Source organism: Psychrobacillus sp. L4 (assembly GCF_042944905.1).
Lineage (GTDB): Bacteria > Bacillota > Bacilli > Bacillales_A > Planococcaceae > Psychrobacillus.
On the sequence record NZ_CP168496.1, the window covers coordinates 2,971,538 to 2,995,000 of the forward strand.

General features: G+C 38.4%; 19 protein-coding genes, 16 tRNA genes and 2 rRNA genes (1 of these 37 running past the window's edge). 5 read left to right on the plus strand and 32 right to left on the minus strand.

Annotated features, from left to right (window positions below; all coding sequences use genetic code 11):
- Positions 1-366 precede the first annotated feature (366 nt).
- Entirely contained in the window at positions 367-1,710 is a 1,344-nt protein-coding gene (locus tag ACEPXG_RS14390; protein WP_391203783.1) for a hemolysin family protein, read from the plus strand.
- Between the two features lie 182 nt (positions 1,711-1,892).
- Here ACEPXG_RS14390 and ACEPXG_RS14395 read toward each other — a convergent pair whose 3' ends face one another.
- The 4 genes from ACEPXG_RS14395 to ACEPXG_RS14410 form a co-directional block, all read right to left on the minus strand.
- On the minus strand, positions 1,893-2,540 hold the full coding sequence (locus ACEPXG_RS14395; RefSeq protein WP_391203786.1) for a response regulator: 648 nt from the start codon (positions 2,538-2,540) through the stop codon (positions 1,893-1,895).
- Between the two features lie 18 nt (positions 2,541-2,558).
- A complete protein-coding gene (locus tag ACEPXG_RS14400; protein WP_391203789.1) occupies positions 2,559-3,674 on the minus strand; it encodes a GAF domain-containing sensor histidine kinase in 1,116 nt (371 codons plus the stop codon).
- Positions 3,675-3,813: 139 nt separating this feature from the next.
- Positions 3,814-5,535: a phospho-sugar mutase gene (locus tag ACEPXG_RS14405; RefSeq protein ID WP_391203792.1), complete on the minus strand. Its 1,722-nt coding sequence runs from the start codon at positions 5,533-5,535 to the stop codon at positions 3,814-3,816.
- A gap of 18 nt (positions 5,536-5,553) precedes the next feature.
- Positions 5,554-7,095 carry a GNAT family N-acetyltransferase gene (locus ACEPXG_RS14410; protein WP_391203795.1) on the minus strand — a complete coding sequence of 514 codons (1,542 nt, stop codon included), beginning with the start codon at positions 7,093-7,095 and terminating at the stop codon, positions 5,554-5,556.
- A 130-nt stretch (positions 7,096-7,225) separates the two neighbouring features.
- Between ACEPXG_RS14410 and ACEPXG_RS14415 the strand changes: the two genes are divergently transcribed.
- The 3 genes from ACEPXG_RS14415 to ACEPXG_RS14425 are packed head-to-tail and all read left to right on the plus strand — an operon-like array spanning position 7,226 to position 9,025.
- Positions 7,226-7,657, plus strand: coding sequence for a disulfide oxidoreductase (locus tag ACEPXG_RS14415; RefSeq protein ID WP_391203798.1), 432 nt, complete (start codon positions 7,226-7,228; stop codon positions 7,655-7,657).
- On the plus strand, positions 7,654-8,124 hold the full coding sequence (locus tag ACEPXG_RS14420; protein WP_391203801.1) for a thioredoxin family protein: 471 nt from the start codon (positions 7,654-7,656) through the stop codon (positions 8,122-8,124). Before ACEPXG_RS14415 ends, ACEPXG_RS14420 begins: the two co-directional genes overlap by 4 nt.
- Positions 8,125-8,176: 52 nt before the next feature.
- Entirely contained in the window at positions 8,177-9,025 is an 849-nt protein-coding gene (locus ACEPXG_RS14425) for an RluA family pseudouridine synthase (protein ID WP_391203804.1), read from the plus strand.
- 156 nt (positions 9,026-9,181) lie between these two features.
- On the opposite strand, the gene ACEPXG_RS14430 is transcribed toward ACEPXG_RS14425, so the two are convergent.
- The 7 genes from ACEPXG_RS14430 to queG all read right to left on the minus strand — a co-directional run bounded on the left by ACEPXG_RS14430 (position 9,182) and on the right by queG (position 14,376).
- The gene (locus ACEPXG_RS14430) at positions 9,182-9,541 is read right to left on the minus strand and encodes a hypothetical protein (RefSeq protein WP_391203807.1); all 360 of its coding nucleotides are present in this window, start codon (positions 9,539-9,541) and stop codon (positions 9,182-9,184) included.
- Between the two features lie 466 nt (positions 9,542-10,007).
- Complete coding sequence (locus ACEPXG_RS14435) at positions 10,008-10,634, minus strand: hypothetical protein (protein WP_391203809.1); 627 nt, start codon at positions 10,632-10,634, stop codon at positions 10,008-10,010.
- Positions 10,635-10,938: 304 nt separating this feature from the next.
- Positions 10,939-11,214 carry a hypothetical protein gene (locus ACEPXG_RS14440; protein WP_391203812.1) on the minus strand — a complete coding sequence of 92 codons (276 nt, stop codon included), beginning with the start codon at positions 11,212-11,214 and terminating at the stop codon, positions 10,939-10,941.
- Between the two features lie 177 nt (positions 11,215-11,391).
- Positions 11,392-12,237 (minus strand): aldo/keto reductase, encoded by an 846-nt coding sequence (locus ACEPXG_RS14445; protein ID WP_391203815.1) that lies wholly within the window; start codon positions 12,235-12,237, stop codon positions 11,392-11,394.
- 32 nt (positions 12,238-12,269) lie between these two features.
- Positions 12,270-12,452: a multidrug ABC transporter ATPase gene (locus ACEPXG_RS14450; protein ID WP_391203818.1), complete on the minus strand. Its 183-nt coding sequence runs from the start codon at positions 12,450-12,452 to the stop codon at positions 12,270-12,272.
- A 297-nt stretch (positions 12,453-12,749) separates the two neighbouring features.
- Positions 12,750-13,223, minus strand: a complete 474-nt coding sequence (gene trmL / locus ACEPXG_RS14455; protein ID WP_391117251.1) for a tRNA (uridine(34)/cytosine(34)/5-carboxymethylaminomethyluridine(34)-2'-O)-methyltransferase TrmL — start codon at positions 13,221-13,223, stop codon at positions 12,750-12,752.
- 13 nt (positions 13,224-13,236) lie between these two features.
- On the minus strand, positions 13,237-14,376 hold the full coding sequence (gene queG / locus ACEPXG_RS14460) for a tRNA epoxyqueuosine(34) reductase QueG (RefSeq protein ID WP_391203821.1): 1,140 nt from the start codon (positions 14,374-14,376) through the stop codon (positions 13,237-13,239).
- A 55-nt stretch (positions 14,377-14,431) separates the two neighbouring features.
- On the opposite strand from queG, the gene ACEPXG_RS14465 reads away from it, so the two are divergent.
- Positions 14,432-15,121 (plus strand): B3/4 domain-containing protein, encoded by a 690-nt coding sequence (locus ACEPXG_RS14465; RefSeq protein WP_391203824.1) that lies wholly within the window; start codon positions 14,432-14,434, stop codon positions 15,119-15,121.
- 117 nt (positions 15,122-15,238) lie between these two features.
- Here the strand turns inward: ACEPXG_RS14465 and ACEPXG_RS14470 are convergent, their stop codons facing one another.
- From ACEPXG_RS14470 to ACEPXG_RS14570, 21 genes are all read right to left on the minus strand, one after another.
- Positions 15,239-16,108, minus strand: a complete 870-nt coding sequence (locus ACEPXG_RS14470; protein WP_391203827.1) for a hypothetical protein — start codon at positions 16,106-16,108, stop codon at positions 15,239-15,241.
- A complete protein-coding gene (locus tag ACEPXG_RS14475) occupies positions 16,095-16,607 on the minus strand; it encodes an RNA polymerase sigma factor (protein WP_391203830.1) in 513 nt (170 codons plus the stop codon). The genes ACEPXG_RS14470 and ACEPXG_RS14475 overlap by 14 nt, the downstream gene beginning before the upstream one ends.
- 128 nt (positions 16,608-16,735) lie before the next feature.
- Positions 16,736-18,172 (minus strand): proline--tRNA ligase, encoded by a 1,437-nt coding sequence (gene proS, locus ACEPXG_RS14480; RefSeq protein WP_391203833.1) that lies wholly within the window; start codon positions 18,170-18,172, stop codon positions 16,736-16,738.
- 994 nt (positions 18,173-19,166) lie between these two features.
- A tRNA-Leu gene (locus tag ACEPXG_RS14485) sits at positions 19,167-19,249 on the minus strand.
- 33 nt (positions 19,250-19,282) lie between these two features.
- Positions 19,283-19,356 (minus strand) — tRNA-Cys (locus tag ACEPXG_RS14490).
- 9 nt (positions 19,357-19,365) lie between these two features.
- Positions 19,366-19,440, minus strand: a tRNA-Gly gene (locus ACEPXG_RS14495).
- 7 nt (positions 19,441-19,447) lie between these two features.
- Positions 19,448-19,519, minus strand: a tRNA-Gln gene (locus ACEPXG_RS14500).
- A gap of 1 nt (position 19,520) precedes the next feature.
- Positions 19,521-19,596, minus strand: a tRNA-His gene (locus tag ACEPXG_RS14505).
- Between the two features lie 33 nt (positions 19,597-19,629).
- A tRNA-His gene (locus tag ACEPXG_RS14510) sits at positions 19,630-19,705 on the minus strand.
- A gap of 24 nt (positions 19,706-19,729) precedes the next feature.
- A tRNA-Trp gene (locus tag ACEPXG_RS14515) sits at positions 19,730-19,803 on the minus strand.
- 10 nt (positions 19,804-19,813) lie between these two features.
- Positions 19,814-19,897: transfer RNA gene (locus ACEPXG_RS14520), tRNA-Tyr, on the minus strand.
- A gap of 9 nt (positions 19,898-19,906) precedes the next feature.
- A tRNA-Thr gene (locus ACEPXG_RS14525) sits at positions 19,907-19,982 on the minus strand.
- Positions 19,983-19,989: 7 nt separating this feature from the next.
- Positions 19,990-20,065: transfer RNA gene (locus ACEPXG_RS14530), tRNA-Phe, on the minus strand.
- Positions 20,066-20,199: 134 nt separating this feature from the next.
- Positions 20,200-20,275: transfer RNA gene (locus ACEPXG_RS14535), tRNA-Asp, on the minus strand.
- A gap of 3 nt (positions 20,276-20,278) precedes the next feature.
- Positions 20,279-20,353: transfer RNA gene (locus ACEPXG_RS14540), tRNA-Met, on the minus strand.
- Between the two features lie 39 nt (positions 20,354-20,392).
- Positions 20,393-20,468: transfer RNA gene (locus ACEPXG_RS14545), tRNA-Val, on the minus strand.
- A gap of 15 nt (positions 20,469-20,483) precedes the next feature.
- Positions 20,484-20,558: transfer RNA gene (locus ACEPXG_RS14550), tRNA-Glu, on the minus strand.
- A gap of 27 nt (positions 20,559-20,585) precedes the next feature.
- Positions 20,586-20,677 (minus strand) — tRNA-Ser (locus tag ACEPXG_RS14555).
- Positions 20,678-20,682: 5 nt separating this feature from the next.
- Positions 20,683-20,757 (minus strand) — tRNA-Asn (locus ACEPXG_RS14560).
- A gap of 10 nt (positions 20,758-20,767) precedes the next feature.
- A 5S ribosomal RNA gene (gene rrf / locus ACEPXG_RS14565) occupies positions 20,768-20,883 on the minus strand.
- Between the two features lie 126 nt (positions 20,884-21,009).
- Positions 21,010-23,463 (minus strand): 23S ribosomal RNA (locus ACEPXG_RS14570); it runs 474 nt beyond the window's last position.

A 23,463-nucleotide genomic window follows, 5' to 3' on the forward strand; every position in this document is an offset into this window, starting at 1 on the left:
TGTCATATCTTTTAAACGAATCATTTTTCATACCTCCATTTCCAATTTATTTAGTGTCCCTTAACATTAGCACATAGAAATTTCCATTGTCAATACTTTTTGAAAAAAGGAACTAATTAAATAATATGTAGCATTGCTCCAAATAGTGCACATGCTACTTTTTAAATTACCTATTTATGCACATGAAGGTTTAGTGTTGCTAATAAGAGAGTGAAAGAGTTGTAATGCAAATATACCCATTGTAAGCAGAAAGATTTGTATTTTACTTTGCATTATTTTATTATTAAAACTATAAACTATTTTTTAGAAAACAGGAGGTGTACACTTTGTTCTACCCCCCATTTGGGTTAGGAACAAAGTAATTATTTGGACATAGCCATACGATTGACAGCATTTGCTGTCTTAATCGCATTCACTGCATTTTTCGTCGCAAGTGAATTTGCAATTGTTAAAGTAAGAACGACTAGAATTGATCAGCTTATTGCTGAAGGAAACAAAAATGCATTAAATGCAAAAAAACTTGTTTCCAATTTGGATGAATATTTATCCGCTTGTCAGCTCGGTATCACAATTACTGCTTTAGGATTAGGGTGGCTTGGTGAACCGACCATAGAAGCAATATTACATCCAGTTTTTGAATACTTTGTTCTTCCAGAAAGTGTTACCTCTGTACTTTCATTTATCATTGCATTTTCACTCGTAACCTTCATACATGTAGTAGTTGGAGAATTAACTCCAAAAACTTTTGCTATTCAAAAAGCGGAGGAAATAGCACTAGCTGTTGCCAAGCCTTTAATTATCTTTGATCATCTAATGTATCCAGTTATTAGAGGTATGAACGGCTCTGCACGTTTCTTAGCAGTTCGCGTATTTGGTTTAAAATCTGTTTCTGACTCGGAAGTAGCCCATTCAGAGGAAGAACTTCGCATGATTCTTTCCGAAAGTTTTAAGGGTGGAGAAATTAACCAAGCGGAATATAAATATGTAAATAAAATTTTTGAATTTGACGATCGACTTGCAAAAGAAATAATGGTTCCTAGAACGGAAATTATATCCATTGACAAAGATTTTACATTAAATGAAGTATTTGAACTAATAGGTGTGGAACAATATACAAGATACCCAGTAACAGATGGTGATAAGGATCACATTATTGGACTTGTGAATATGAAAAACTTATTAACCGCTTATATAAAAAATCCTGAAAATGCCACAACACCAGTAAGTGATTATATGCAACCGATTATTCGTGTAATTGAAACAATGCCGATCGCTGATTTATTGCTTAAAATACAGCGGGAAAGAATTCATATGGCTATTTTAATGGACGAATATGGTGGTACTTCTGGTCTTGTTACAATAGAAGACATTATTGAAGAAATTGTCGGCGACATTCGCGACGAATTTGATACAGATGAACTTCCGGAAGTTCAAAAAATCGGCGAAAACCATTATATTGTCGATGCAAAAATGTTGATCGAAAATGTAAATAACCTTCTTGGCATTAACATTGACGAAGAAGACATTGATACAATCGGTGGATGGTTTATGACAAAAAGCTATGATGCCGTTAAAGGTGAAAAGATAATTGAACAAGGCTTTGAATTTATGATTAAAGATATTGATGGTCATCATATTCAATACCTAGAAATAATAAAAATTGCTCCTTCTGATGAAAGCTTAGATGAAGAATCATTAAACGAACAATAACAGTTAGCGACTTCCAATTTGGGAGTCGTTTTCTTATGCCTTAATATGTTGCGATGGTGATTGGAGCTATGAAGTGGGAAAAGGTGATTGAGTAAGTAAGTGATTTTCGATGATTGATCGATTCCCCATTTTCCAAAAAAAAACACAGCGCACCGCAATATTACTGCGGATCACCGTGTTTTTTATAGTCCACTCGGTTCTGTTAATCCATGTTTCACTGCATATAGAGCAGCTTGGGTTCGATCTTGTACTTGAAGCTTAGCAAATATATTCGATATATGTGTTTTCACTGTTTTTTCTGTTACGAACAAAGAGGATGCTATTTCCCGATTACTTTTTCCTTTTGTGAGTTCTGACAACACATCTTGTTCTCTCGGAGTTAGGGAATATTTTTCATGTGGCAATAATTCCATAGGTTCATATTCCTTTTGCAGTTGGGTTGTTGCATCAGGATGTAATGTATTTTCCCCTCGCATTAATTTACGGATAGCTTCTGCCAAATCATCTGGTTCAATGTCTTTTAATTGATACCCTGCTGCTCCCGCTTTCAATGCAGGTATGACATGATCCCGATCAGAAAAGCTTGTTAGCATTAATATTTGAATTTCCGGATATTTTGCTTTAATACGCTTGGTTGCTTGGATACCATCCATTTCTGGCATGACTAGATCCATTAACACCACATCTGGCTTCAAAGTCTCTGTCAATGCTACTGCTTCTCTACCATTTTTCGCTTCTCCGATAATGTCCATATCTTTTTGGGTCTTTAAAAAGAACATTAAACCTCTTCTTACTACATGATGATCGTCTGCAATTAATACTCGAATCATGTGTACCCCTCCTCCCTCCTAATAAGGTAAACGTACTAAAATTTCCGTTCCTTGATTCCATCCCGTCACCCAATCAACTGTTCCTCCAACGGAATATGCACGGTCCCGCATACTTTGTAATCCAATAGAAGGCAATTTCTTCGATTCATTTACATGAAATCCACAACCTTCGTCTTTTATCACTAACAATACATCTGTAGGGGTAACCGTTAAATAGAGCTCTGCCTTTAACACACCCGCGTGCTTTCTAATATTGTTTAATGCTTCCTGTGCAATGCGAAATAACGTTTCTTCGATACTTGCTGGTAAGTTTATGACACCTTTCACATGGATAGTAAGTGTTAATCCTAAAATATCGCCATAACCTTTTATGCCTTCCATTATTCCAGTTTCTAACCCTTTCGGACGAAGTTGCCAAATAAGTGCTCTCATTTCAGTTAAAGCATCTTGTGTTAAATATTGTATTTCTCTAAATGTGTCTTTAATGTCTTGTTGTTCTGTCATTTCCACTCCACCACGTGCAGTTAAAGTGACCGAAAATAATAATTGATTGACCGAATCATGTAAGTCCCGCGCTAAACGATTTCTTTCCTGCACAAGCGCTACTTGCTGCTCCTGTTTCGTCAAGTATATTCGCTTAATAGCAGATCCAATTTGAAAGGCAACGGACTCAAGTAATGCAAGCTCACCCTCTGAAAATCGAATTGTATTTGGGGTCGCAACATTTAGAAGACCAAAACTTTCTTGTCCAGATTGTAAAGGAACGGTTGCATGATGTGTGATGTCATTTGTGTCTTCATGGTTCGCTTTTTGTGCATTGACAATCCGTTTACACTCTATAATATTAGATGCCTTCTTCAGTTCACCATTCTGAAATCTTGAAACACACCAGCATCCACCTTTTTGCAAATGCATGCACTCATTCCGCTTTAGTGCATTTGGTAATTTGTCATGGGCAATAAGCTGTTGCTTTCCTTTTTTATCAATAAAGAAAATCCAGCCTGTCTCAAAGAGAGTACCTTCTAAAAGCTTTTGAAGTGCTCCTTGCAGCATTTGTTCCATACCTGTTTCTTCATTTAGAAACTCTGCAATTTCTTTCAGTAATCCTATGTTTGAGAGTTCATTTGACTGCATGTAAAACTCCTCCATATACTTGTTGCCTATGTATTTCATCTTATCATTTATTGTTACATGACTGTAAAAACTAGGCATCATACTTTTGACTGAAAAAAATCCGAAAAAGCACATGTAGTACTTTCCCGGATTTCATGATTTATTCTTTTAAGTACCGATTCATCTCATCAGTAAATGCATGTTTCAATGCTTCTAGTTTTTCAATGCTTTCTGTCTCGGACTCACTTGTCACTCCAAAATAATATTTAATCTTAGGCTCCGTTCCACTTGGTCTTACACATACCCATGAACCATCGGCTAGGAAGTATTTGATTACATTCGATTTTGGCAATAAAAGTGGCTCCGCTTCTCGACTGTCTGTAAACGTTCGCAATGAAGTTAAATAATCCTCTTGTGATTGCACAGCAACCCCAGCAATTTCGGTTAACTGATTCATACGAATTTGTTCTAGTAAGCTATTAATCGCATTCGACCCACTTACCCCTTTTTTCGTGACAGATACTAGCCCTTCTAAATAATAGCCATGTCTTTCGTATAAGGTATGTAATACATCTACTAGAGTCAAACCTTGCCCTTTATAGTAAGTAGCAGCCTCAACTATCGCTAGTACACTTTGTATCGCATCTTTATCCCTAGCAAAACTTTTTACTAAATAGCCATAGCTTTCTTCGTAGCCAAATAAAAACTCAAATTCTTTCGTTTCCTCATATTGCTTAATTTTTTCACCAATAAATTTAAATCCTGTCAATACATCTTCTGTACTTGCACCGTGATACTCCGCAATCACTCTTCCTAAATCAGAGGTCACAATCGTTTTAAAAACACGACCTTTTGCAGGCATTGTGCCCTTTTCTTTTCTTTGTGTCAATAAATATTCGATTAAAATAGCACCTGTTTGATTGCCGGTTAAAAGCTTATATCCTTCTTCTGATTTCACCGCTAGTCCTACGCGGTCTCCATCAGGATCTGCAGCAACTAGAATGTCAGCATCGTATTTTTCACCATATTGAATGGCATATTCAAAAGCACTCTGTTCTTCCGGATTTGGAGATTTCACGGTTGGAAATTCACCATTTGGCTCCATTTGTTCTTCTACATAATGAATATGTTTATAGCCGCACTCACTTAATATACGGCTGACAGTATGACCAGATGCCCCGTGTAGTGGAGTAAATACTACTTTTAATTCGGTAGTTGCAGCAAGGGTCGGATTTTCTTGTACTGTTTTCAATTCTTTCATATAAGCTTTATCTATTTCTTCATCTAAAAATATAATAAGTTTTTCGTCAATAGCACTTTGTTTAATTTGGAGAGCATCCCCGGCTTTAATGACATAATGAATGACTGCATCTGCATCGCTCAAGTTTAACTGAGCTCCGTCTTCTCCATATACTTTGTATCCATTGTATTCGGGAGGATTATGGCTAGCCGTAATCACAATCCCCATGAATGCATGTAGTTTTCGGACCGAATAAGACAACTGAGGAGTCGTTCTAGGCTCGCTATATAAATAAGCTTTTATGCCATTTGAAGCGAGTGTATTAGCCGCTTCTCTTGCAAACTCTGGAGAAAATCTGCGACTATCATATGCAATGACTACTCCTCGATTCATCGCATCCGCTCCAGCTGCTTGTATATATCCAGCTAATCCGGAGGTAGCTTTACGAATCGTATATGTATTCATACGATTCGTTCCTGCTCCAATTTCCCCGCGCATTCCACCAGTTCCAAACTCCAAATCACGGTGAAATGCATCCTCTAATTGTTTCTCATCTTTTGCTAATAGCTGAAGATTCTCTTTCCAAATAGGCTCTAATTCAGAAAAGCTATTCCATTGTTCGAATAACTGTTTATATGACATTTAATGAAACCCCATTCCTTACTTTTTATAATCAATCTCATATACGTCATGGCGGCGATCTTTCAAATGCTTAACTGTCCCATCTTGACGTTGACGTCTTAAAATTTCTAAATCGACATCCCCGATTAACACCATTTCTAAATTAGGTTCTGTTTCGCCAACAATTCCATCCCGTGCAAATTCAAAATCAGAAGGTGCAAAAATAGCAGACTGTGCGTATTGAATATCCATATTCTCCGTTTGCGGCAAGTTTCCTACTGTACCAGAGATTACCGTATAAATTTGATTTTCAACTGCTCGAGCTTGTGCACAGTAACGAACACGTAAGTATCCTTGGCGATCTTCTGTACAAAATGGAGTGAAAATAATATTCGCACCCATATCCGTTGCAATCCGAGCAAGTTCTGGAAATTCTATATCATAACAAATTTGAATCGCAATTTTTCCGCAATCTGTATCAAATACTTTTACGGAATCCCCTGCACTAATTCCCCACCATTTACGTTCATTCGGTGTAATATGGATTTTATACTGCTTGTCAATAGAACCATCACGGTGAAATAAATATGCAATATTATAGATTTCTTCATTTTCTTCTTCCACAAAGTGGGAACCAGCAATAATATTAATATTATAACGCACAGCTAAATCCGAAAATAACTCCATATATTGCGGTGTATATTCCGTTAGCTTACGAACGGCTTGACTTGGTGAAGGTTCATCTAAGAAGGACATCAATTGCGTTGTAAAAATTTCGGGAAACACAACAAAATCGGATTGTGCATCTGAAGCTACGTCTACAAAGTACTCACATTGGTTTGCAAATTCTTCAAACGAATTAATTTTACGCATCATATACTGTACTGCACAAATCCGAACTGGATAGCTCGTTTTAAAATGACGCTTTGAAAGTGGGATATAATCGACGTTATTCCATTCCATCAATGTAGCGTATTTAACGGATGCCTTATCGTCTGGCAAATAGTTTGGGTTGATACGCATCAATGTAAATCCGTTCATTAACTGAAATGTAAGTACTGGATCATATAATTTATGTCTTGATACAGCCGTCACATATTCTCTTGGCGACATTTCCTGTGAATGTTTATGAAAGTTTGGAATACGCCCACCAATTATGATGGATTTTAAATTGAACTGTCTGGCAATATCTTTTCTTCCTTCATATAGACGTTGCCCTACCTTCATTCTACGATAATTCGGATGCACCATTACTTCGATGCCATATAAGTTATACCCGTCAGGATTATGGTTTGTAATATAGCCAGCATCCGTTACATCTGACCAAGAATGGCGATCATCGTACTCATCAAAGTTAATAATCAAACTCGAACAAGAACCAATCACTTTGCCATCTAGTTCTGCAACTAATTGTCCTTCTGGAAAAATAGTTAAGTGACTACGTAAGTGCGCTACTTCCCATGGATCCATTCCAGGGAAACAAAGACGTTGGATTTCTAAAATGGATTCTATATCTGCAAAAGACGTTTGTCTTATAACCATACTTTTTTCAAATTGGGATAGATCAAATTCTTCGGACATTCTAATCGCTCCTCTATAGTTAAGTATCTTCTATTATATCTCTCTTTCCTGAACAGATAAAATATTTTACATACTTTTAAAGAACCCGTATACTTTGATTTGAGTTCAAAGTATTTTAAAGGAGCATCCTATGACAAAAAAAGCGGAAAATCTATTGTTATTTATGTGGTCTGTGGCTTTTACTGCTGCACTTGGTTCCTTATACTTTTCAGAAATCCGACAATATGAACCATGTGAGTTATGTTGGTATCAGCGCATTCTCATGTATCCCCTAGTCATTATCTTAGGTGTAGCATATGCACAAAAAAATGCAAAAATTGCAGTTACTACGCTCATTTTTTCTATTATCGGAGGTTGTATATCCGCATATCACTATAGCATTCAAAAACTAAGTTTTATGCAAGAGGCGGCACCTGCTTGCGGAAGAGTACCTTGTACAGGTGAATACATAAACTATTTAGGATTTATTACGATCCCATTTTTAGCTCTTATAGCATTCATTTTAATCATTATTAGTAGCGTATTAGTTTTAAGAAGTATGAAGGAGGAAAAAGAAGTATGAAGAAGTTAGCTATATTCGGTGGAATCATCGTGGTTGTTTTTGCCTTAATTATTGTATTAACGAACCAATCCAACAAAACAAAATTAGCGGACAACCCATATGATAAAACTAATTTAAGACAATCTACTATTGATTTACTAAAAGACCCAAACTACCAAAACATTATCATGCCCGATAAGTTAAAAGCAAAAATTGACAGTGGCGAACCGGTTACAGTCTACTTTTTTAGTCCAGAATGCATTCACTGTCAGGAAATGACTCCTAGATTAACTCCTCTTGCAAAGAAAAATGGGGTTGAAATTGTAAAATATAATATACTTGAATATGACCAAGGCTGGGATGATTATTCCATAGAGGCTACACCGACATTGGTTTATTTTAAAGACGGAAAAGAAGTATCTAGATTATTTGGTTCTCATCCAGATGATGAAATTCAAGCTTTTTTTGATCAAATAGTGTTAAAATAATCAAAACGGTCGTGTCCAAATGACATGACCTTTTTTAAAGGGAGAGAAAAAAATGATACATACATTTAGTTATACAGTACAAGAGGATGCACTAACAATTGATATAATTCTTCAACAAAAATGGAAGCTTGGTAAAAAACTTATCCATGATTTACGTATGCAAAAAGCAGTCAGTGATGTAAATGGAGAACTAATGCAATGGAAAGCGCCGCTTCAAAAAGGGGATATACTTGTTTTTACATGGGAGGGCGATGCTTCGAATTATCTTTCTTCCGATCAAATACCTCTTTATGTAGCGTATGAAGATGAGTATTTACTAATCGCATCGAAGCCTCGTGGTGCTGCAACTCATCCAAATGAAGCAGGTCAAAACCACACATTCATGAATACGGTCCATCATTACTTATCTAGTAAAGGACAAGCATACGGAGAGCATGTGCATCGAATTGATGAAGGGACAAAAGGGCTAATTGTTGTTGCTAAAAATCCTATCGTCAAAGGGATGCTTGATCGCATGCTGGAAAACAAAGAAATCGTCCGCACGTATGAAGCGATTGTAGAAGGCCAAGTAAAAAACAACAACGGCACCATTCGAGCTGCCATTGGTGTTGATCGGCACCACGCAACAAGAAAAAGAGTATCTCCATCAGGTCAGCTTGCAATTACCCACTATGAAGTAGTCGGTAGAAATCCTGATTTTACAAAAGTACATGCTATCCTTGAAACAGGACGCACCCATCAAATTCGTGTGCACTTTGCCTATCTAGGTCACCCGATTGTAGGAGACGACCTATACGGAGGGAAAAAGTCACCAACCAAAACATACGAACTTCACGCATTCAAAGTACAATTTGCACATCCGATTACGGGAGAAATGATTGTTGTAGAGGATAGAAGGTAGGAAAAGGAAAAGTATCGGTAGCCATTCACCGATACTTTTTATTTTGTGTATTTGGTTTTATAAGGAATGGATCATTAGATTAATGGGCATCCCCACTAACCAACCACCATTTGTATTATAATCAGTAAAGTCTACTGTTCACTTCATCATAATTTATTATTCGGCTGGGATATAGCCAATTACTTCATTTGTATCGGGGTCAACAAGTATTACAGGAGGACCAACAACAAATTTCCCTTTATCTTCAAAAGAAACTGCTAATACGTCTTTGCCATCATAGTTTTCATCTAACAATGCATAGTTACTGCGAGCAATAATCTTCTCAACTTCCGCTGTTTTCCAATCTTCTATTGCTCTTTCAGTCCAATCTTTTTCTACAAGAAAGTTCCAAGCAATCTCTCTTATATTTTCATAACTATCAGTACCATTAGTAGTCCCAACTTCTTGTTTGCTCGAACAACCAACAATAAAAAATATGAATAATACTGTTGCAAAAAATAATAATTTCAACTTCAATACATTTCCCCCTTTTCTTGTTGGTCGTTCATCATCCATTTCAGAGTTTAATGTACTCTCCCAACCAACATCTTTATTTCCTTCTAATTTTTTCTATTTTTATAATTGTACGTTAGTTGTAAAAAGGTAAGAAACAAAGTAACCAATAATAAAATTAGATTCCACATAATATTTAGTTCTCCATAAAAATATATGACAATAAATCCAACAAGAATTATAGGAAAAGTCCATAGTGTTCGAATCATCTTTCTTCTATAACTCAACCTAATATAAGGAAATATAAATCCCTTATCCAACTTTTCTTTATCTTTGTAAATAACCAATAATACTCCTTTAACAATCAAGCTAATAACCATAAAAACAATGAAATAAAGTAATATTGTCATAATTCTCTACCTCTCTTTGTTCTTGTTTAATAAACTAGCCCGTTAATAAAAAGCATTTGTACTAAATGTTGAAATTCCATTTACTTCAACTCATTTATAACTTTTTTCATTTTTTCTTCAAATAAATTCTTATCTAACAACTGACTATTTTTATTAGAATTATTTTCTTCTATCTCAATACTAGTTAATTCTTCGTCCCATAAAGCCCACTTTTTTATTATTTTATTATTAATGACAGAGTAGATGTTAGTTTCCTCACCTAATAGCCAGTATGTATCTGTCCCATCAAATCGATCTCCAACTGCTTTTTTTAGAAATAAAATATATTTTTCTCCTTTTTTAAATAATGGGTTTTCATTAAAGCTATATTCTTTATTCCCTTGTTGTAAAATCTCAATATTTCTTAGACTTGTATTACCGCTAAATGTATTAATAATTTTTGCATCAAATAATGTTTTTGGAGACGGTTCTTTTATATCTTCTAAATATTTTACTATTTCAATCTCAGCTATTAAATCTGCTTTATTAACAGCTTCCTCAAAACTGTATACTTGCAACTCACCACGAATTCCGGATGTTTTAACTATCTCACTCTCTAATACTACATTTTTTGTAGCCTCAATATCTCCTGTTTCTCTCCCTTCTAGATAAAAAATAGTTCCTAAAGCAAATATCAGTCCAAATCCAATGTAATTCCTTTTCCTCACTCCAAACTCTCCTTTTCATTTCTCTCTCAACTTTAATTACTTTTAGTTCAATCCATGATTACTGGTTGTATGAATTTTTTTCATTATTTATTACCTTCATTTTTTCCAAATCAATTTCTCACAAGAAAATCTTTATTGTCTATTTCTAATATTTGGTTACAAATATTCTAACAACACATTCTCTTCTTGTCGTTCCTTCTATGTCATTATTATCTACAAGATCATTTATTCCTTTATTAATAATTTTCCATAAAGGAATATGTTCAAATTGTTTATATCATAGTAAAAGTTTCCTCCCTCGCCCCTATTTTATTGAAATTGAAAAGATCATATAAACGACTCCTACTCCCATTTCAGTTAGAATAACCTTCCGACTTTGTATATGAAAGTAACTTTCGATTCCATCCATAATAGAGAAAACACCAGCTATTACAAATACATATTTTAGGAAGTATATTTCTATATCATTTATTATTGCCATTATTAAAAAGGTAAACATCGCGATAAGCATTACTGCTCTTAGAATAACAATAGGTTTTGCGCTCTTTTTCCTCGTAACTTTTTCAAAAAATAATTCCATGTAACCTCATTTGAACTATTATTTTTTAATTAATAAACTCGAAAAGCCAAACAGTTCACTATAATACGATTGTATTAGATGAAAAGTTTCATATTCGGTAAATATTTCCTAATACTAAAAAAAACACTATAGCTTTGCATTCTCACTATGGAGAAAACAAGACTATAGTGTTTCTATTTAAAATTTAAAGCTAAAGTTATCTGGATCTGCTCCAGTGCGTTCATTTAAGTTTAGTGCATCGATATTTTTCATATCTTCAAACGATAATTCAAAATCGAAAACATCCAGATTTTCTGCAATTCTAGCAGGCGTCACTGATTTCGGAATAACTACTAAATCATGTTGTAAGTGCCAGCGAATGATTGTTTGTGCTGGGGATTTACCGTGTTTTCCGCTAATTCGTTGTAATGTCGGTTCGTTAAGTAAGCCGCCTCTTGCAAGTGGTGACCATGAAGTAACTGCAATTCCTTGTTCTTGGCAATATTCCCGAAGGTCAAATTGTGTTAAACGAGGATGACATTCGATTTGATTGACCATTGGTTTAACATTTGCTTTTGCAGCAATTGCTTCTAGATGGTGTTGATGATGATTAGATACACCAGTAGCACGGATTAGCTTCTCTTCATATAAACGTTCAATTGCGCGATACGTATCTATGAAAGTCTCTTTCACTGGCCAATGCGTTAAATATAAATCTATGTAATCGAGTCCTAATAATTCCAATGACTTTTCGAATGCTTTTAATGTTTGATCGTACCCTTGATCGGAGTTCCATACTTTTGTTGTAATGAAAATATCTTCTCTTTTTATTTTAGAGTTACGTACTGCTTCTCCGACTTCTTTCTCATTTGCATAAAGGGAAGCAGTATCAATATGACGATATCCACTATCTAAAGCTGTTGAAATTGCTTGTAGCGCAATATCTGGCTCCGTCATTTTATACACCCCTAAACCTATACGTGGCATCTCTACCCCATTTGCTAATTGCTTTGTTGAATTCTTATGTAATTTCAATGTACTCATCCTTTCCTTTAAGGAAAACGACTGATAAAGTATCAGTCGTTTTTTCTTTGTTTCATTGAAGAAGTATCGTCTGATTGTGCAGGGTCCGATACACGGTTATCTAATTCCAACCCATTATCGTCCCGCAGCTTTTCCATTTGCTTTCCCAGTAGCTTTACCTCTTCCATATTTGTTGCCATCGAACCGTTTTCTGGACCATTTTTCAAATTGCTCATTTAAAAAATCACTCCTTTTCATTATGGTATTAGAATATTCCATAGGTTGCAACTTTCAATAGAAACAATTCAGACATAATTTCACTTTCCCGTAATATTTCTTTTTAATACTAAGTAGGGTATACTTAGTTCATAATATATTAGAGGAGGAACTCAATATGAATCTTATCCTTATTCTTGGTGTTATTGTAGCGTTCCTTGCTGCAATTTTCAAAGCAGGTTACGATGACAAACCAGGTGCATCTGACAAGTAATAATACTAAGAACGGACAAGTCTAATTAGACCTGTCCGTTTTTTTAATGTAAATTAGGATAATTCTGCTGACGTAAAGCTTCATAAATAAGTATTGCCGCAGTATTTGATAAATTCAATGATCGAATATTATCGTTCATCGGAATTCTTAAAGCCCGGTCCGGATGTGCATCAATAAATTCACGAGGCAACCCTTTCGTTTCACGTCCAAAAATAAAGAAGTGATCTTTTTCCACGTCACTAAAATCGTAAGTTGTATGCGGTTTTGCACCAAACTTCGTAATTAAATAATATTCCTTTGCCGGATGTTTCTCAAAAAATTCATCTAATCCATCATAATAGGTAATATCTACATGCTCCCAATAATCGAGTCCTGCTCGTTTTAACATTTTGTCATCTGTTGAAAATCCAAGGGGTCGAATTAAATGTAACTTCGCCCCTGTTCCTGCACATGTTCTCGCAATATTCCCTGTATTTGCCGGAATCTCTGGTTGATATAACACGATATTAATACTCATACTTGACCACTTCCTATTTCTCCAATATATAAAATTGTAACCCTTTTCTAATTTCATCTAATACTTCTTCTACTTCTTCTGTTTGTTCCGCTTTTTTCAATGCAATTTGTCCATCGTCTGTATTAATTTTACCGATTGCCCATGCCGCTGTTCCTCGAATAACGGGACGAGCATCCTTTTCCATTAATTCGATTAACGTTGGTACTGCCGAAGCTTCCTTAAAGTGTGCAAGCGCGATAATTGCATTACGTTGAATTGGATTCTTCCCTCTCCAAGCTCCGGACATATGCCCATATGTTTCTTTAAACGATCGATTTGTCATACTTAATAATGGTAGCAGTAATGGCTTTACAAGCTCTGGATCTGGCTTAAACGCTTCCTGGTATAAATTGGCTTTGCCTTTATTTTTCGGGCAAATCGTTTGGCATGTATCACAACCATAAATTCGATTTCCTATCTTTGCACGAAATTCGTCCGGGACCATTGTTTTTGTTTGTGTAATGAAAGCAATACAACGCTGGGCATTCAATTGTCCACCTTCGATTAAAGCTCCAGTTGGACATATATCTAAACAAAGCCTACAGTCTCCACATTGATCCTCCATTTGCTCACTTGGCGCAAAAGGAATCGAAGTAATCATTTCACCTAAATAGACATACGACCCAAACTCAGGTGTAATAATCGCACAGTTTTTAGCACTCCACCCTATGCCTGCTCGCTCCGCCACAGCCCGATCAGAAAGTTCTCCCGTATCAACCATGGAGCGCAACCTTGCATCAGGCATATGTGTTAGTATAAATAACTCTAAAAGTGCAAGTTTCTCACGTAAAACGGTATGATAATCCATTCCCCATGATGCTCTTGCAAATATTCCTCGCCTAGCACCCTTAGTACTAGAAGGAGCACCTTTCATTTTAGACGGGTAAGCAATGGCAATTGAAACAATGCTTTCTGCATCTGAAAGTAAAAGTTCTGGATGTGTTCTTTTCTCAATATCTGGTTCTTCAAAACCGGATGCAAATCCTAGTTCTTGTTGCCGAATTAATCTATTTTTTAATTCATGAAAGGGAGAAGCAGAAGTAAACCCAATTTTATCAATTCCAATGGAAGCAGCATATTCAATTAGATGTTCTTGAAATTGGTTTATATTCACAAAAGTTCTCCTTTCTTATGCTAAACTTAAGAAAATATGTGTAAGGACGGTCGTTATGATTATAAAACTAGATAATTCTTTATTGCAAGTCGAACCTACTCTTAAAATAGGCATTATTCATTATACCAAAATTGTCGTTACCTCTTCTCCCCAAATGCTTAAAGGACGTCTCCAATTATTTCAGGAGCAACTTTTCTTTGAAATGGAAGAAAAATCTGCAACAGAATTTGAGGGAATTAAAGAATGGCGAACGTTATGGAAAAAACTAGGCGCTGATCTTAACCGATACCGTCCTTCTGTTGAAGCATTATATCGAAGAATTGCAAAACAAAATTATATCACACCTTTGCATTCTGCTGTTGATTTAAATAATTTCTTCTCCATGCGATATGAAATACCAATGGGAATTTATGATTTAGGAAAGATTCATGGGGATGTGACCATTTCACTTGGCAATGAAAAAACAACATATGAAGGACTAAATGGCAGAGAAAATAATATAAAAAATATACTTGCCCTTTCAGATACCACCGGACCATTTGGCAGCCCGTTTGTTGACTCAGTAAGGACTGCTGTCACGGAAGAAACTACGAATGCTATCCATATTGTCTTCCTTCGTCCTTCTATTAATTTAGAAGAAGGTCGTAAACTAGTTGAATCTATGGGTACAATGTTTACTCAAATTCATGGTGGAGATGCAAGCGCTATTGTTTTACACAATGATTTTAACGAATGGAGAATATAACTCCAGAAATATTAGCTAGAATGATAACCGTAATTCCTATAAGCGTTCTATTCATAGTCGTCGAGTGTTTATAAATTAAAACATCCTTACCTTCAGTAGGAAAGGATGTTTTTTATTTTAATTGTTAAAAAGCCCTGTTTGCTCTCCGTCAATTATGAGCCTCCAAGTTCCGTGTTCCTTCAACGTAATGTCACCTTTATATAAGTAAATTTCCTGCGAGTTCCTATAACCCAAGCTTTCTCTTTGAAAAATGGTCTCTTCCATAAGATTCCCTTTATTATCAATTAGTTGAACGTCAATTTCCTCTTTTTCACCAATTGTGCTTTCTATATATAACTCAAATATCTCACCCACGGGAAGCTCCTTTGGAGAATCAAGTAAAGTATAATGCTCTGTTTTAGGAACCGGCGGGTACACATCAATTGTAAATGCGTCAAATAAAACATCTTCCACATAAAAGGATAACTGCCATTCTGCCTCGGTTGGAAATGGGGTAAAGCTAGCTAACGTATGGGCATCCTCACTATATAAACCATCCGAAAGTATCCCTCGAGACAACTCCACTTTCTTCCCTTTTTTATTCTCCGCTTCCACGAGGTAGTTTTTTCCAACCAAAGCATTTGGATCTCCCCAGTAGTACAGCATCAGCTTTGACACTCTTCCCATGTCTTCCGCAATAAATTGTTCATCAGGAACAAGTATCCCTATCTTTCCTTCTACCCCAAGTACCTCTTGATCTCTATCAGGTAATGTAAAAACTGTTCCTGGCTGCGCACTTAGTTTGTTAGTAGCTTCATTGGTAAAAAGAAGAAAAAATAGAACGGAGCATATTCCTATTACAGTAAAGATCGGAGCTAAGAAAAAAGTGTTCTTTGGAGAATTTTGCTTTGATCTTAATGAATGTAAAACTTTAGCTTTTTGGTTGATTTCAAGAGAATATTTAGGAAGTTTTTTTAACTCTTCTTGCAGTTTATTAATATCCTCCATATTCATCCCCCTCCTGTTCAAGCATTGTTTTCAACTTTTTTAAGGAACGGTGATACAGTACATTTATGTTATTCTCATTACTTTTCATAATGCTACTGACTTCCTTGGATGGCATTTCCAAAATCCCTCTTAAAATAATTACTTCTTTATTATTCGATGGAAGTCTATTAATAGCTTTATATAAAATAGCATTTTCTTGATTTAGAAGAATTCGCTGCTCTGTATCAAACGAGATATTTTGTTCGTAGAAAAATAGATGCCTCATTTTATTCCATACGCGATTTCTACGATAATGGTCGATTACCATATTTCTTGCGATGGATATTAACCAAGTTTTTGGGTGTGCGTTCTCGTTGAATCTTGACAATTTCTTCAATGCACGAAGAAAGGTTTCTTGTACTAGATCTTCTACGTCCAATGATCCTGTATAGTACATTAGAAAACTTGTAATATCTCTTTCGTATTGCTCAAACCATTCTTCTATCAAATTCCTCTCCAAGGGATCCCCCCTATCTTTACTAATTAGACGATTGTATTCCTTTTATCTTACATGAAATTTTGAATAAATAAAAAATCAACCATTTAATATTCAATGGTTGATTTTTTAAAGATGTTACTATTATTTTATTAATACGCACGACCGAACCAAACGGTATGTTTTGATTCTTTTCCACAATTAATACATGAAGCCTTTTCAACTGGTGGATTGAAAGGAATATTACGTGTTGTAAATTTCGTTTCCTCTTTCACTTGTTCTTCACAAGCGTCGTCTCCACACCATCCTGCAAGAATCCAACCTGGAATTTCTCCTTTTTCAGTGGAGTCAGCAAGATGTTGTTTTAATTGGTCTAATGAATCCACATTTGTATGTGAATGCAGATCACGGAATGCACGAGCTTTTTCTAATAACCGGGTTTGCATTGTTGTTAGTTCTTCTTCAATACGCTCCACTAAATTAGGAATATCTACAGTTACTTTGTCACCTTCATCACGTGCTTTGAGTAGTGCTTGGTTGTTCTCTAAATCACGAGGTCCTAATTCAACACGAACTGGAACACCTTTTAGCTCCCACTCATTAAATTTATAACCTGGTGATTGATCGGAATCATCGAGACGTACACGAATACCTTTTGCTTTTAAATCAGCATACAATTCATCGAGTTTCTCCATAATAGCCGGGTTCTTCTTCCAAGGTCCAACTGGAATTAAAACTACTTGCGTTGGAGCAACACGTGGTGGTAAAACAAGACCTTGCTCATCACCATGCACCATAATAACAGAACCGATTAAACGAGTAGAAGTTCCCCATGATGTTGTATGCACATGCTGATGTTTGTTTTCTTTATTCAAGTATTTAATATCAAATGCTTCTGCAAATTTCGTTCCCAAGTAATGAGAAGTCCCAGCTTGAACAGCTTTTCCATCCTTCATCATTGCTTCAATCGAATACGTATCTACAGCCCCTGCAAAGCGCTCAGATGGTGTCTTTTGACCATCGTATACTGGAATAGCCAATAGTTCTTCTACAACCTCTTTATAGATGTTAAGCATTTGCATTGTTTCTTTACGTGCATCCTCTTCATCTACATGAGCAGTATGCCCCTCTTGCCATAAAAATTCAGATGTACGAATGAAAGGAAGCGTCTTCTTTTCCCAACGGAACACGTTTGCCCATTGGTTAATTAATACTGGTAGATCACGATAGCTTTTAATCCAATCTGAATACAAATGACCAATCATCGTTTCAGAAGTTGGACGTAATGCTAAACGTTCTTCTAGTTTTTCACCAGCTGCTTCTGTTACCCATGGAAGCTCTGGAGCGAACCCTTCAATATGATCCTTTTCTTTTTGGAAAAATGACTCTGGAATAAGCATTGGGAAATAAGCATTACGATGTCCGGTTTCTTTAAAACGTCTGTTCATTTCAGCTTGAATATGCTCCCAAATTTCAAAGCCATCCGGTTTAAACGCAATACACCCACGAACAGGTGTGTAATCCATTAAATCTGCCTTCTGAATTGTGTCGATATACCATTTTGTAAAATCATTTTGTTGTGTAGACATCTACTTTTCCTCCTTTAAAATAAAAAAAGCGTAAAAACTCCCCTATAAAAAGGGCGTCTTTACACTGGATAGACACGGTACCACCTTTAATTAGTTCGTCAATTGAACGAACTATCTCAAACGTTGGTTAACGACAACGAACCGGTTATGTTTGCATAACATCTCCGTGGTAGGTTTCAACAAGAAGCGGTGATATAGCTCTCAGCAAGCTGCTATATTTTCTGTCTCACAATTCTTATTTACTTGATCACATCAACGATTGTATATACCTAATAATATACCAAATAGTCGAAGTTAATACAAACTGATTTAATTAACCTTATTTCTTCCTCAGCTAAAATGAACTTTGAATGTCAAACAAAGGATTTTTTTATTAGGAAGTAGAGTAATAGTTCCTTCTATACTAATAATCTTCTACTACGACGCAATATGGTCCTAAAGCGAGGCTATCCACCCCTAAATCGGCGTTATATACCCATAAATTGTGGCTATCCGCCCCTAAACAGATGGCATAAGCCCCTACTTATTGCATCCACCCCTAAATCGGCGTTATATACCCATAAAGTGTGGCTATCCGCCCCTAAACAGATGGCATAAGCCCCTACTTGATTGCTTCTACCCCTATACCGGCTCTATATGTTCCAAATGCCCCGTAAGCTGACGTTTCAATTAGATTCATTGTAGAAACTATATCCTCTTAAACGTTACTCATATCATTTATAGAGTTTTATGGACATGTAATAGGACAAAAGGATATTGGTATGATAGCAAAAGACTATTTACATGTATTATGGAGCTTTGAGAAAAGTAGAAACATGGAGAATTAATACTTCGAAAAAATGATTGTGTATAAAATGTGTAAACAAACACCAAATTCATCATATAAAATCGAGTAATTAAAATTGCGCTAAATAAAAAAACTCTTATAAATGCTGATATAACAGCATTTATAAGAGTTTCTAAAATTCTATTTTCAATAGAATTTCGTGCAATATACCGGTGGTCGGGGTCGAACCGACACATCCAGAGGATACGGGATTTTGAGTCCCGCGCGTCTGCCAATTCCGCCACACCGGCAAAATAAAAGCGTAAAAGTTACAAAATTAAAATTGGAGGCGGCAACCGGATTTGAACCGGTGATAAAGGTGTTGCAGACCTGTGCCTTACCACTTGGCTATGCCGCCATTTAAAATTGGAGCGGAAGACGAGGTTCGAACTCGCGACCCCCACCTTGGCAAGGTGGTGTTCTACCACTGAACTACTTCCGCAAAAATACTGGGGAACCTGGATTCGAACCAGGGCATGACGGAATCAAAATCCGTTGCCTTACCGCTTGGCTATACCCCAATGGGGCGACTGATGGGAATTGAACCCACGAATGCCGGAATCACAATCCGGTGCGTTAACCACTTCGCCACAACCGCCATAAATAAAAAAAAGCTAACTAATTAGGAATATGGGGCGACTGATGGGAATTGAACCCACGAATGCCGGAATCACAATCCGGTGCGTTAACCACTTCGCCACAACCGCCATTATTCAAGTTAACTGTAAAATTGGCAGGGGCAGTAGGAATCGAACCCACATCAAAGGTTTTGGAGACCTCTATTCTACCGTTAAACTATGCCCCTAAAATAAAAATGGTGGAGGGGGGCGGATTCGAACCGCCGAACCCTAAGGAACGGATTTACAGTCCGTCGTGTTTAGCCACTTCACTACCCCTCCACATTTCAGTGGTGCCGAAGAAAGGACTTGAACCCTCAACCTACTGATTACAAGTCAGTTGCTCTACCAGTTGAGCTACTTCGGCTTATTAATGGTGGCTCAGGACGGAATCGAACCGCCGACACAAGGATTTTCAGTCCTTTGCTCTACCGACTGAGCTACTGAGCCTCTTCGATTTACGCTAAGCGTCGCATCTCTTCGTCAGCTCCACTCGTTCAATCAGTCACGTACTTGAGTACGCTCCTTCTTTCACTCGATTGCTTCCTCGACCTGCTTGCTTATCCTAAATCTCATAAAATAAATGGCGGTCCCGACCGGGATCGAACCGGCGATCTCCTGCGTGACAGGCAGGCATGTTAACCGCTACACCACGGGACCATTTGGTTGCGGGGACAGGATTTGAACCTGCGACCTTCGGGTTATGAGCCCGACGAGCTACCACTGCTCCACCCCGCGACAATATTATAATTACTAATTAAGTGTTTTAAAACTTAATGGTGGAGGATGACGGGCTCGAACCGCCGACCCTCTGCTTGTAAGGCAGATGCTCTCCCAGCTGAGCTAATCCTCCTGGGTAAAATATTAATGGTGACCCCTACGGGATTCGAACCCGTGTTACCGCCGTGAAAGGGCGGTGTCTTAACCGCTTGACCAAGGGGCCATTTTATGTATTAAGAGAGTAAATATCTGGCGGAGAGCAAGGGATTTGAACCCTTGAGACAGGGTTAGCCGCCTACACGATTTCCAATCGTGCTCCTTCGGCCACTCGGACAGCTCTCCAAAAATGGCTCCGAAGGTAGGACTCGAACCTACGACCAATCGATTAACAGTCGATTGCTCTACCACTGAGCTACTTCGGAATATTACTAAGCCTAGCGACGTCCTACTCTCACAGGGGGAAACCCCCAACTACCATCGGCGATGAAGAGCTTAACTTCCGTGTTCGGTATGGGAACGGGTGTGACCTCTTCTCCATCATCACTAGACCTATTAACTTGAAAGACAAGATTAATTATACCATAACTAGAGAATATTTCAATAGTTTTTTTAAAAAAATCTTTTTTATATTCTTTCAAAACTGGATAAAAGACATTGAAATGTATAAATTCTATTTGGTTAAGTCCTCGATCGATTAGTATTCGTCAGCTGCACATGTCGCCACGCTTCCACCCCGAACCTATCTACCTCATCGTCTTTGAGGGATCTTACTTACTTGCGTAATGGGAAATCTCATCTTGAGGGGGGCTTCGTGCTTAGATGCTTTCAGCACTTATCCCGTCCACACATAGCTACCCAGCGATGCTCTTGGCAGAACAACTGGTACACCAGCGGTGTGTCCATCCCGGTCCTCTCGTACTAAGGACAGCTCCTCTCAAATTTCCTACGCCCACGACGGATAGGGACCGAACTGTCTCACGACGTTCTGAACCCAGCTCGCGTACCGCTTTAATGGGCGAACAGCCCAACCCTTGGGACCGACTACAGCCCCAGGATGCGATGAGCCGACATCGAGGTGCCAAACCTCCCCGTCGATGTGGACTCTTGGGGGAGATAAGCCTGTTATCCCCGGGGTAGCTTTTATCCGTTGAGCGATGGCCCTTCCATGCGGAACCACCGGATCACTAAGCCCGTCTTTCGACCCTGCTCGACTTGTAGGTCTCGCAGTCAAGCTCCCTTCTGCCTTTACACTCTTCGAATGATTTCCAACCATTCTGAGGGAACCTTTGGGCGCCTCCGTTACACTTTAGGAGGCGACCGCCCCAGTCAAACTACCCGCCTGACACTGTCTCCTACCCGGGTTACGGGTATGGGTTAGAATTTCAATACAACCAGGGCAGTATCCCACCGACGCCTCCTCCGAAGCTGGCGCTCCGGGCTCTAAGGCTCCTGCCTATCCTGTACAAGTTGCACCAAAATTCAATATCAAGCTATAGTAAAGCTCCACGGGGTCTTTCCGTCCTGTCGCGGGTAACCTGCATCTTCACAGGTACTATAATTTCACCGAGTCTCTCGTTGAGACAGTGCCCAGATCGTTACGCCTTTCGTGCGGGTCGGAACTTACCCGACAAGGAATTTCGCTACCTTAGGACCGTTATAGTTACGGCCGCCGTTTACTGGGGCTTCAATTCGCACCTTCGCTTGCGCTAAGCACTCCTCTTAACCTTCCAGCACCGGGCAGGCGTCAGCCCCTATACTTCACCTTACGGTTTTGCAGAGACCTGTGTTTTTGCTAAACAGTCGCCTGGGCCTATTCACTGCGGCTCTTCTAGGCTATACACCCAAAAGAGCACCCCTTCTCCCGAAGTTACGGGGTCATTTTGCCGAGTTCCTTAACGAGAGTTCTCTCGCTCACCTTAGGATTCTCTCCTCGACTACCTGTGTCGGTTTGCGGTACGGGCACCTATCACCTCGCTAGAGGCTTTTCTTGGCAGTGTGAAATCAGGAACTTCGGACTAAGTCCTCGCCATCACAGCTCAATGTTACAGAGTGCGGATTTGCCTACACTCACACCTCACTGCTTGGACATGCATAACCAACAGCATGCTTACCCTATCCTTCTGCGTCCCCCCATTGCTCAAACGGTGGTTTGGTGGTACAGGAATATCAACCTGTTGTCCATCGTCTACGCCTATCGGCCTCGACTTAGGTCCCGACTAACCCTGAGCGGACGAGCCTTCCTCAGGAAACCTTAGTCATACGGTGGATGGGATTCTCACCCATCTTTCGCTACTCATACCGGCATTCTCACTTCTAAGCGCTCCACCAGTCCTTCCGGTCTGACTTCAACGCCCTTAGAACGCTCTCCTACCACTGATACCATAGGTATCAATCCACAGCTTCGGTGATTTGTTTAGCCCCGATACATTTTCGGCGCAGCGTCACTCGACCAGTGAGCTATTACGCACTCTTTAAATGATGGCTGCTTCTAAGCCAACATCCTGGTTGTCTAAGCAACGCCACATCCTTTTCCACTTAACAAATACTTTGGGACCTTAGCTGGTGGTCTGGGCTGTTTCCCTCTTGACTACGGATCTTATCACTCGCAGTCTGACTCCCAAACATAAATCATTGGCATTCGGAGTTTGTCTGAATTCGGTAACCCGGGATGGGCCCCTAGTCCAAACAGTGCTCTACCTCCAAGATTCTAACGTTTGAGGCTAGCCCTAAAGCTATTTCGGAGAGAACCAGCTATCTCCAGGTTCGATTGGAATTTCTCCGCTACCCACACCTCATCCCCGCACTTTTCAACGTGCGTGGGTTCGGACCTCCAGTAAGTGTTACCTTACCTTCATCCTGGACATGGGTAGATCACCTGGTTTCGGGTCTACGACCACATACTCATTCGCCCTATTCAGACTCGCTTTCGCTGCGGCTCCGTCTTCTCAACTTAACCTTGCATGTAATCGTAACTCGCCGGTTCATTCTACAAAAGGCACGCCATCACCCATTAACGGGCTCTGACTACTTGTAGGCACGCGGTTTCAGGATCTATTTCACTCCCCTTCCGGGGTGCTTTTCACCTTTCCCTCACGGTACTGGTTCACTATCGGTCACTAGGTAGTATT